The following is an 8,925-nucleotide window of genomic DNA, read 5'->3' on the forward strand; positions in this document are numbered from 1 at the left end:
GCGATCAGAACGTGAATTTGAGTGCACGTCCGAAACTGTCGCGCCGAGCAGAGCGTTTTCCCAAAGACCGGGCGTCCGCTCGCATCGAGTCGGCGGCCCGATCCCAAAACCTCAGGATCTCAAACGCGTTTGACGAGGACGAAGCATGTCAGACGAAGTCATCGACAAGAGCCAATGGGAGTTCTTCTGCAACCGGCTCTCACGGCAGCTGCAGGGCGCGCAGGCCGAGATCGAAGTGGCCAGCCTGAACATCGGCGATCAGATCCAGGCTGAGTGGGTCCCGCTGCTCGGCGTCACCTATGATCCGAAGGATGATGTGGTCGAGATTGCGGTGGAAGGCCTGGACCACATCGTTCGTGAGCCGCGTTCGCTCATCGTGCAGCGCGACGGCGCCATGGTCGAAAGCCTTGCCGTCGAGACGACGGCCGGGGAGCGGCATATCGTGCGCTTCCGCCAACCCCTCAGCCTACCCGCGCCGGAGGCGGTGCGCTCATGACCGCGGTCGCCGTGCAAGACCTGGGGCCGGCGGTCGACGAGACCTGGCGCAAGGTTCTCGCCGGCGACAAGGACGGCTACCGCCATCTCGTGGAGCCGCACCTGCCTGAACTGATGGCCGCCGCCGCCCGCGAACTCCGCTACCGGCGCGCTGTCGGCGACCTTCGGCCCGCGGACCTCTCGGCCGACGAACTCGTCGGCGAGACCCTGGCGCGGGGCTGGCGCGATCGAGCGCGAAAGCCGGCCAGCCTGGATGTCCGGCCGTGGCTGCTCGGCCTGGAGTTCAAGGTGCTGGAGTCGATCGTCCGCAGCGAGCGGCGTGCGCGCCGGCTCGCCGGCGTCTCACTTGACGCGCCCGTGGAAGATCCGGCCGAAGCGGCCGACGCCACGGACGAGGCGTTCTGGGAGTGGTACCAGCCCGATGACGTCACGCTTTGGGAGGACATCCTCCCCGCCGAGGACGTCCGGGCCGAAGACCTCAGCGATGAGCGGACATATCGGCTGACCCAAGAGGAACGACAGGCGCTCGTGCTCAGCGTCGAGCATCGCCTCAGCGTCGTCGAGATCGCCTCGGTCATGAACCTTCCGCCTGAGCGGACCGTGCGGCTCATCGATGAAGCCGGGCGCCAACTAGGCAGCGCCTGAAGCGCGCGCCCTGCTTGTGGCGCGCCGCCATCTTCGACCCGTCGCCTTGCCCGTCGGCTATTGCGTCGGCGGAGGCGCCGCCGGCACAGATGGTTTACGAGCGCGCGACAGCGGCCCGAGCGCGATCTGGAGCAAAGGACGGAAGATGTCGGACCTCGTCGAGGTGTTCAGCGATCTGACCCTGCGCGGACCCGCCGAGAAGAAGGGTGCGTTACGGGACGCTTTGATCGCAGCGGCTGCCGGCGCATGGCGCTTCGACTCTGCGCGGTCGGAGGAAATCCGCCGCAATTCGGTGTCGCGCGACGAGGTCCTGGCGTTTCGTCACGACGAGGCAGGGTCCCTGCCGGCGGCCGGCCTGACGCTCTGGGAGCGGCCGGACGGTTACACCGTCCCCAACATCGTCCCCGTGGAGGTCGGCGAGCTGACCCGCGCTCAATACAACGCCCTGCTGCAGGACTTTGCTGAGAAAGTCGTCCGCGTCCCTGCGGCCGCGCACGGCTTCGACCTGGAGCTGACCTCCGGGCGACAGGGGATGGACGACTGGACCTCGGCCGAGGTCGTAACAGCCCTCCGCCGCTTCTCAGGCGCGGCGAACAAGTCCACGGGCGCCAGTCACCCGATGGATCAACAACGCTGGTTTGCCTTCCTGCTGGCCGCCCATCGCGCGGAAGCGAAGCCAGATCCGGACCGGCTGGCGCGCTGGCTCCACGAGGTGGAAGGCTGGGACGAGGAGTCCGCGCACGAGCTCGCGGGCGACTACGAACGCGCGCTTGCGCTTCTCACCTACGCCGACAGCCACTGAAGCGCGTCGCATGGATGTTGCCGATCTCCGATCGCGCGCGCCGGTGCTTTGCCTCGACACCTGCTCGCTGCTCGACGTCATGCGCGATCCCACACGTGAGAACGCTCAGCCCCACGATCGCCAGGCCGCGCTTGACCTCGTCCAAGCGGCGGAAGCTGGTCGGCTGACCTGCCTCGTGGCCGACCAGGTCGCTCTAGAATTCGCCGAGCACGATCTGGGCGTCCAGGACGAAGCGCGCCAGAACCTCATGAAGCTGAGGCGGCAGATCGAGCGGGTGGACAAGGTGGCGGCCGTCTATGGAGCGACCGGTTCCGTGCGGCTCGATCACCTCGACGACCACGTGGCGCGAGCCCGCGCGCTCGTGGGCCGCTGGCTTACCCAGCTTGTGCAGGTCACGCCGACCGACGCCGTGCCCGGGAGGGCGTTCGCGCGGATCAACGCTGCGCGGGCCCCTGCCGCCAAGGGAAAGGACTCGTCGAAGGACTGCCTCGTGTACGAGACCTATCTCGAAGCGGTCGCGACGCTCAGGGCCGGCGGCTGCCAAGCGCCCATCGTCTTCCTATCTTCGAACACACGCGAGTATGTGAGCCAGGGCGGCGTGCTGAAGCCGGAGGTGGCGGTCGAGTTCGGACGGCTCCAGCTCAGCTTGGCGACGGGCTGGGGGCACGCCAAGCACGCGCTGGGCCTCTAGCCGGGCTCGAGGTCGTCCGGGTCGTGCGGCCGCACGAGGGAAGGGGGATCGCTTGCGGGGAAGGTCTCCTCGAGCGCTTCGTCCAAGAGGTCGTCCACGTGCGCCTTAGGCGGCTCCCTAGCCGGCGGAACCGTACTTTCCGTCTGCGGCCAAAGAAGTCCGATTGTCTCGCGTGCCATCTGCGCTTCTTCGTCGGCGGGGATCACCCAGACTGAGACGCAGCTGGTGGGCGCATCGATCCGGCGCTCGCCGGCGGCGGCGTTGGCCTGCGGGTCGATGTCGACGCCGAGCCAGTCCAGCCGGCGGCAGATCCGGGCACGGATCTCGGCGTTGTGCTCGCCCACCCCGCCGGTGAAAACCAGGCCGTCCAGCCCGCCGAGGGTGGCGGCCATGGCGCCGATCCCCTGGACCGCGCGATAAACGAAAAGATCGACGGCTGACTGGGCCTCTTCGGTGCCTGCCGAGAGCAGCTCCCGCAGGTCGCCGCTCTGGCCCGAGACCCCCAGCAGCCCGGACCGCCGATAGAGCAGGTCCTCGATCGCGTCGGGGCTCATCTTTTCGGTCTTCAGCAGATGCAGGATCACCCCCGGGTCCAGGTCCCCGCACCGGGTCGCCATCACCAGGCCATCCAGCGCGCTGAAGCCCATGGTGGTGTCGCGGCTCGCCTCCTGCTCGATCGCGCAGAGGCTCGCGCCGGCGCCGAGGTGAGCGGCGACGAGCCGACAGGCCGCCAGGTCGGGGTCCACAGCCCGTAGCCGTTGAAGCGTATGGGCGTAGGAAAGTCCGTGGAACCCGTAGCGCCGAATGCCGCGAGCGGTGAGGTCTCGGGGCAGGGCGAAGCGCCGCGCGGAATCTGGCATGCGGCTGTGGAAGGCGGTGTCGAAGCAGGCCACGTGCCGGGCTGCGGGGAGTCGGGCTCGCGCCTGGCGGTAGAGCGCGATAGCGACCGGCTGATGCAGCGGCGCGAGCGGGCTCAAGCGCTCGAGCTCGTCCTCGAGCGAGGGGGTCAGGAGGGCTGGGCCCGCGTGCGCTCCGCCGTGGACAATCCGGTGGGCGACCACGCCGATCGGCTCGTCGCGGGTCTGGCCCACGATCCAGGCGAGGGTCCGCTCGAGGGCCAAGGCGTGGTCCGCCCCACGGCCCGTGACCGTCCAGGCTTCCCGGTGCAACGTCTCGCCCGTGGGGCCCCAGACGATCAGCCGCGCCGAGCCGTCCAAGCCCTCCGCGAGCCCGCGCAGCATCTCCTCAGGTTCGCCCGCGCCGGGCCGGTAGAGCCCGAACTTCAGGCTGGAGGAGCCGGCGTTGAGGCTGAGGATCAGGTCGGTCACGGCTGGGCTCCCTGGCTCGCCATCAGCGCCGCCACGGCGCAGGACGCCACGCGCGTGCGCTCGGCGTCGGCGCGGCTGGTCAGGATGATCGGGACGCGGGCGCCCAGCGCCACCCCGGCCGCCTCGGCGCCGCCCATGAAGGTGAGCTGCTTGGCCAGGATGTTGCCGGAGACCAGGTCGGGGGTTACGAGGATGTCGGCCCGGCCGGCGACAGGCGAGCGGATGCCCTTGCTTTCAGCAGCTTGCGGGCTGACCGCGTTGTCGAAGGCGAGCGGGCCGTCGATCAGGGCGCCGGTGATCTGGCCGCGGTCGGCCATCTTGCAAAGGGCGGCGGCGTCGATCGTCGACTGCAGCTTGGCGCTCACGGTTTCGACCGCCGACAGCACCGCCACCCTCGGGGTGTGGATCCCCATGGCGTGGGCGAGGTCGATGGCGTTCTGCACGATGTCGCGCTTCTCCTCCAAGGTGGGGCTGATGTTGATCGCCGCGTCGGTGATGAGCAGGGGGCGCGGGTAGGCCGGCGCCTCGACGATGTACACGTGGCTCACCCGTCTTTCCGTGCGCAGGCCGCAGCTTCGGTCGAGCACCGCGTGCATCAACTCGTCGGTGTGGAGCGAACCCTTCATGAGGAGCTGGGCTTGGCCGGCGCGCACGAGCGCGACGGCCTGGGCGGCCGCCGCATGACTGTGAGGCTCGGGGATGAGCTGGACGCCGTGGAGATCGACCCCGGCCGCCTCGGCGGCGGCGCGGATCTTGTGCTCAGGCCCGACCAGCAAGGGACGGATCAGCCCGCGCTCGGCCGCTTCCATGGCCGCGCCGAGCGAGGCGGCGTCGCAAGGGTGGGCGACAGCGGTCGCGACCGCTGGGCGGCCCGCGCAGCGTTCCAGGAGCGCATCGAGCCACTGGCGCTCGGCGGCGGGCGAGGCGTCCCCCTCGCGGAGATCAGCCTCGTAGAGGTTCTCAGCCTCGCAAGGGTGAACGGACGGCAAGGCCAGCGCCGGCCAATGGCCGTGCTCCGGCGGCGTGAAGGTCACATAGAGGGTGTCGACCGCTTGGGCGGCCGCCAGACCCTGGCTGAAGAGGTGGGCCGCCTCGTAGGTGGCGAAGCCAAGGCCGCCGATCGGCAGTGGTCGCGGCAGGCGGGCTTCCAGGCTGGGCGAGGCGGTCACGTAATAGTCGTAGCCGTCTCGGCGGCGATAGCGCTGGATCATCAGCCAGGGCTTGCCGCTTTCGGGTTGCTCGTCGGCGGCGATCTCGACGGGTTTCATCGGCAGGCCGCTCCCGCATGAGGCGCGGCGTTGTCGTTGGCCTGGCGCGCGTGGGCCTCGGCGTCGAGCGCCTCGGCCTCGGCGTTGCGCTCCGCCGCCTCCCGCTCGAACAGGGCCTCCAGGTTCTGGCGTTCGTTCAGACCATTGAAGTTCATCATCTGGCGCGCATGGCGCTGGCGCCAGAGGCCGTGCCGCTGTTCGGCGGTGAGAGAGGCGATCGCCGCCTCATGCTCACGGCGGATGTCGTCAGGGGTGACGGGTCGCATGGCGAGGACGCGTGGAAGGTGACGCCGGGAAGCGGGCCGGTCAGCGGCCCGCTCCCCGGCAGGTTCAAGGTTGATCAGGCCGCCTTGCGCCGGGCGCGCCTGGGCTTCTCCTGAGCCGCGTCGTTGGCGGCCGGGGCGTTGGCCTCGGCCGGCGGCGCGTCGTCGGAGAGCTGCTGGGGCGCGGATGCGACCTGCGGGGTCCGGATGCCGATCCGCCGCGGCTTCATGGCCTCCGGCATTTCGCGCTGCAGCTCGATGATGAGCATGCCGTTGTCGTAGGTCGCGTTGCGAACCACCACATAGTCCGCGAGCTCGAAGCGCCGGTCGAACGCTCGCGTGGCGATGCCGCGGTGCAGATAGTTGCGGGCAGCCTCGCCGGCGGCCTTGCGGCCGCTGACCGTGAGCTGATTGGGTTCGGCGACGATCTCCAGCTCGTCCGGCCGGAATCCGGCCACGGCGAAAGAAATCCGGTACTCGTCCTGGCTCAGCTTCTCGATGTCGTAGGGCGGATAGCTGCTGTCGTCGGGCGTGCGCATGGCGCTCTCCAGCGCGTCAGCCAGCCGCTCGGCCCCAACCATCGAGCCGTAAAGCGGGGAAAGATTGAGGGCTCTCATAGCCAGTCCTCCAAGAAGCAACGTGGATATGACGCCAATCTGGCGGCGGACCGCAGCCCATCCGGCGCTGCGGCCTCGGGAGGGATTTAGGTCGCCGTGACAGCCGCACAATCCCAGGCCTTTGGAGCGCAGGAAGGGTCCGGGAGCCGTCAAGTCGGAGCGCAGGCCCCAAGCTCTGGAGCCCCGAGGCGGCGCGCCCAAGGCCCCGGAACGCTCTCGCGCCCGTGTCGTTGAAGCGCCGCGCGCGGCAAGCTGCGGCCCAACCTTAACCCGGCCCCGCGGCGATCATCCCCCCCAACCCCTCCGGTGAGCGCATGAGCACCTTGCGAGACCGTCCGACCGCCTTCCTGTTCGACCTCGACGGCACCCTGGTCGACAGCGTCTACCAGCACGTCCTGGCCTGGCACGAGGCGCTCGATCAGGAGCAGCTGCCCTTGTCGGTTTGGAAGATCCATCGCCGGATCGGCATGTCGGGCGGGCTGTTCGCCAACGCCCTGCTGCGCGAGCTTGGCCGGGAGATCACGCCCGAACTGACCGACCGCTTGCGGCGGCGGCATGCCGAAGCGTTCCTGAGGCGGGTCGGCGAAGTGCGCCCCCTGCCGGGCGCGCCGGCGCTGCTGAAGGCGTTGACCGACCTCGGCGCGCCGTGGGCGATCGCCACCAGCGGCCGCTTCGAAACCGCCGCGCCCTTGATCGCAAGCCTCGGCGTCGATCCGGAGCGCTCGACGGTCATCACTCGCGACCAGGTGCGGCACGCCAAGCCCGACCCCGACCTCTTCATCACCGCCGCCGAGCGGCTCGGCGTGGACATCCTCGATTCCGTCGTCGTCGGCGACAGCGTCTGGGATCTCCTGGCGGCGCGTCGAGCGAGGGCGCTCGGGGTGGGTCTGCTCTCGGGCGGCTACGGTCAGGACGAGCTCGAGCGGGCGGGAGCCTATCGCGTCTACGAGGATCCGGCGCATCTCCTGCGCCACCTGGACGAAGTCGGCGTCCGCCAAGCCGAGCTGGCCTGAGGCGCCTCGGCGCCATGGCCGGCGGGCAGCGGCTGCATGCCCGCCGACGTGGGAATTGCCGGGCGCCTTTGAGCGAGGAGAAGCGTCGCCGCGCGCCTCACCGATCCGGAATGCGCAGGTCCCGCAGGATCACGCGCACCTGGTCGGCCGTCGCCTTGATCCGTTCGTGGTCGTCGGTCACCTCGATCCGGCGAACGACGGTAGGCTTCAGCGCCTGGCGCAGGACTCCCAGGGCGCGTGGCGGCGCCATCAGCACGAGGCGCTCGAACTCGCCGGCGGCCGCGCTGCGATTGATCCGCTCGGCGACCTCCTCCAGAAAGCGCTTCTCGGCCGCTTCGGCGGGCGGGGCTTCCAGCACATTGTCGCGCCCGTAACCGACGCGATCGGTGATGGTCCCGCCATGGGTCCGCGCCAGGTGGCGATCAGCTTCGTCGGCCTTGAGGCTCCATGACGCAAGCTCGGCCAGCGGGCCGTGGCGCCGGCGTTCGGCCAATCCGCGGGCCTGAAGACCGTCGGCCAGGATGACGAGGGTTTCGAGTCTTTCAGTCATCGCATCACTCCACGAAACGGCTTCCGGAAGGCCGCCTCCGCAGCCTTCCGGCAGAGGACTAGCGGGCGTAGACGTCGCGGATCACTTCGGTGATCAGGCCGGTGGCGATCGCGGCCAGCACCACGTCGTCTCCGACCCGGACCCAGTGGTGGCCACGCGGCGGTTTGCGCAGGTGTCGCGCGCGCCAGTCGACGATCACATAGGGTGGAGCATAGTAGGGCGGCGGCAGCCGCTCGCCCACGACCCAACGCCGCTCGATCCAGCCGGGCGGCGGGGCATAGACCTCGCGATAAACCGGCCAATGGCGGCCATGATAGACCCAGTAGCCCTCCCGGTGCGGGTGCGCCGACGCCACGGAGGCGCCGAACGTCAGCACCGCGGCGAGAGCCGCAGCCAGACGTTTCATCGTCTCACCTCTTGGTTTGTCCAGGAGCCGCGAGAGCGCGGCCGAAAGGCGAGGTATCGCGCATCGCGTGGCCTTCAAGAGCCGCCCGCCCGTTGCGGGCGCGCCGCCGCGCCCTAGTTCGCCCCAGACAGGATTTCGGAGGCGTGATGCGCGATCTGCTGTTGGCCTGCGATTGGGGCACGACGCGTCTGAGAGCGTGGGTGCTGTCGGGCGACGGGTCTGTCGCGCGCGCGGCGAGCTTCGATCTCGGCGTCGGCCGTTTGAAGCCGGGGGAGGCGGCAGAGCGGTTCGAACGGGAGATCCGTCCCCGCCTGCAGGCGACGGGCCTGCCTGCGATCCTCTGCGGCATGGTGGGCTCCGAGCTCGGCTGGAGCCCCACGCCGCACCTCGCCTGTCCGGCGACGCTCGATGACACGAGGGCGGCGGTGCGGGAGGTCTCGCCCGGCGTCCGTATCGTGCCCGGCCTCAGGTGCGCCGGTCTTGCGGGCACGCCCGACGTGATGCGCGGTGAGGAGACGCAAGTCTTCGGATGGCTGGAGCAGACGCCCGAGCGCAAGCGCGGCCGCCATCTGATCTGCCATCCCGGCACCCACAGCAAGTGGATCCTGGTGGAGGATGGCGCCGTCGTGCGGTTCGCCACGGCGATGACCGGCGAGCTGTTCGACCTGCTTCGCCGCCACTCGGTGCTCCGCACGGACGCGGAGCCGACCGACGGGGCGGCCTTCGCCGAGGGCTTAGAGGTGGGCCGCTCGGGCCTCTTGTTGAGCGCCGCCCCTCACCGGTCCCTACGCTCAGGCGATGCAGGCCCTCGGGCGCGAGGTCGAGATGCATGACGGAGAAGCGGCGG

Annotated in this window: 12 protein-coding genes; 6 read left to right on the top strand and 6 right to left on the bottom strand. The window is 69.8% G+C overall.

What is annotated here, in order from left to right:
• The first annotated feature begins 145 nt into the window (after positions 1–145).
• The 4 genes from ACK41C_RS19770 (at position 146) to ACK41C_RS19785 (ending at position 2,633) form a co-directional block, all read left to right on the top strand.
• Complete coding sequence (locus tag ACK41C_RS19770; RefSeq protein ID WP_409658133.1) at positions 146–496, top strand: DUF5335 domain-containing protein; 351 nt, start codon at positions 146–148, stop codon at positions 494–496.
• Positions 493–1,140 (top strand): RNA polymerase sigma factor, encoded by a 648-nt coding sequence (locus ACK41C_RS19775; RefSeq protein ID WP_409658136.1) that lies wholly within the window; start codon positions 493–495, stop codon positions 1,138–1,140. Before ACK41C_RS19770 ends, ACK41C_RS19775 begins: the two co-directional genes overlap by 4 nt.
• A gap of 145 nt (positions 1,141–1,285) precedes the next feature.
• Complete coding sequence (locus ACK41C_RS19780; RefSeq protein ID WP_409658139.1) at positions 1,286–1,942, top strand: hypothetical protein; 657 nt, start codon at positions 1,286–1,288, stop codon at positions 1,940–1,942.
• A 10-nt stretch (positions 1,943–1,952) separates the two neighbouring features.
• Positions 1,953–2,633 (top strand): PIN domain-containing protein, encoded by a 681-nt coding sequence (locus ACK41C_RS19785; protein WP_409658142.1) that lies wholly within the window; start codon positions 1,953–1,955, stop codon positions 2,631–2,633.
• Here the strand turns inward: ACK41C_RS19785 and ACK41C_RS19790 are convergent.
• The 4 genes from ACK41C_RS19790 to ACK41C_RS19805 all read right to left on the bottom strand — a co-directional run bounded on the left by ACK41C_RS19790 (position 2,630) and on the right by ACK41C_RS19805 (position 6,109).
• A complete protein-coding gene (locus tag ACK41C_RS19790; protein WP_409658146.1) occupies positions 2,630–3,961 on the bottom strand; it encodes an acetate/propionate family kinase in 1,332 nt (443 codons plus the stop codon). The genes ACK41C_RS19785 and ACK41C_RS19790 overlap by 4 nt on opposite strands.
• Complete coding sequence (locus tag ACK41C_RS19795) at positions 3,958–5,229, bottom strand: bifunctional enoyl-CoA hydratase/phosphate acetyltransferase (protein WP_409658148.1); 1,272 nt, start codon at positions 5,227–5,229, stop codon at positions 3,958–3,960. Before ACK41C_RS19795 ends, ACK41C_RS19790 begins: the two co-directional genes overlap by 4 nt.
• Positions 5,226–5,495: a hypothetical protein gene (locus ACK41C_RS19800; RefSeq protein ID WP_409658151.1), complete on the bottom strand. Its 270-nt coding sequence runs from the start codon at positions 5,493–5,495 to the stop codon at positions 5,226–5,228. Before ACK41C_RS19800 ends, ACK41C_RS19795 begins: the two co-directional genes overlap by 4 nt.
• Before the next feature lie 74 nt (positions 5,496–5,569).
• Positions 5,570–6,109, bottom strand: a complete 540-nt coding sequence (locus tag ACK41C_RS19805) for an Hsp20 family protein (RefSeq protein WP_409658154.1) — start codon at positions 6,107–6,109, stop codon at positions 5,570–5,572.
• 314 nt (positions 6,110–6,423) lie between these two features.
• Here ACK41C_RS19805 and ACK41C_RS19810 point away from each other — a divergent pair, with 314 nt between their 5' ends.
• The gene (locus ACK41C_RS19810) at positions 6,424–7,122 is read left to right on the top strand and encodes an HAD family hydrolase (protein ID WP_409658156.1); all 699 of its coding nucleotides are present in this window, start codon (positions 6,424–6,426) and stop codon (positions 7,120–7,122) included.
• 97 nt (positions 7,123–7,219) lie between these two features.
• Here ACK41C_RS19810 and ACK41C_RS19815 read toward each other — a convergent pair whose 3' ends face one another.
• Both ACK41C_RS19815 and ACK41C_RS19820 read right to left on the bottom strand, forming a co-directional pair.
• Entirely contained in the window at positions 7,220–7,672 is a 453-nt protein-coding gene (locus ACK41C_RS19815; RefSeq protein ID WP_409658159.1) for a host attachment protein, read from the bottom strand.
• Between the two features lie 58 nt (positions 7,673–7,730).
• Complete coding sequence (locus ACK41C_RS19820; RefSeq protein ID WP_409658163.1) at positions 7,731–8,078, bottom strand: RcnB family protein; 348 nt, start codon at positions 8,076–8,078, stop codon at positions 7,731–7,733.
• A 146-nt stretch (positions 8,079–8,224) separates the two neighbouring features.
• On the opposite strand from ACK41C_RS19820, the gene ACK41C_RS19825 reads away from it, so the two are divergent.
• Positions 8,225–8,911 (top strand): 2-dehydro-3-deoxygalactonokinase, encoded by a 687-nt coding sequence (locus tag ACK41C_RS19825; RefSeq protein ID WP_409658166.1) that lies wholly within the window; start codon positions 8,225–8,227, stop codon positions 8,909–8,911.
• Positions 8,912–8,925 lie beyond the last annotated feature (14 nt).

The sequence above is a fragment of the Phenylobacterium sp. genome, assembly GCF_046290725.1.
Taxonomy (GTDB): Bacteria; Pseudomonadota; Alphaproteobacteria; order Caulobacterales; family Caulobacteraceae; genus Phenylobacterium.

Coding starts and splice junctions, on each gene's coding strand:
- ACK41C_RS19800 (WP_409658151.1), bottom strand. CDS start 5,495: ATGCGACCCGTCACCCCTGACGACATCCGCCGTGAGCATGAGGCGGCG.
- ACK41C_RS19795 (WP_409658148.1), bottom strand. CDS start 5,229: ATGAAACCCGTCGAGATCGCCGCCGACGAGCAACCCGAAAGCGGCAAG.
- ACK41C_RS19780 (WP_409658139.1), top strand. CDS start 1,286: ATGTCGGACCTCGTCGAGGTGTTCAGCGATCTGACCCTGCGCGGACCC.
- ACK41C_RS19815 (WP_409658159.1), bottom strand. CDS start 7,672: ATGACTGAAAGACTCGAAACCCTCGTCATCCTGGCCGACGGTCTTCAG.
- ACK41C_RS19825 (WP_409658166.1), top strand. CDS start 8,225: ATGCGCGATCTGCTGTTGGCCTGCGATTGGGGCACGACGCGTCTGAGA.
- ACK41C_RS19820 (WP_409658163.1), bottom strand. CDS start 8,078: ATGAAACGTCTGGCTGCGGCTCTCGCCGCGGTGCTGACGTTCGGCGCC.
- ACK41C_RS19810 (WP_409658156.1), top strand. CDS start 6,424: ATGAGCACCTTGCGAGACCGTCCGACCGCCTTCCTGTTCGACCTCGAC.
- ACK41C_RS19770 (WP_409658133.1), top strand. CDS start 146: ATGTCAGACGAAGTCATCGACAAGAGCCAATGGGAGTTCTTCTGCAAC.
- ACK41C_RS19785 (WP_409658142.1), top strand. CDS start 1,953: ATGGATGTTGCCGATCTCCGATCGCGCGCGCCGGTGCTTTGCCTCGAC.
- ACK41C_RS19775 (WP_409658136.1), top strand. CDS start 493: ATGACCGCGGTCGCCGTGCAAGACCTGGGGCCGGCGGTCGACGAGACC.
- ACK41C_RS19805 (WP_409658154.1), bottom strand. CDS start 6,109: ATGAGAGCCCTCAATCTTTCCCCGCTTTACGGCTCGATGGTTGGGGCC.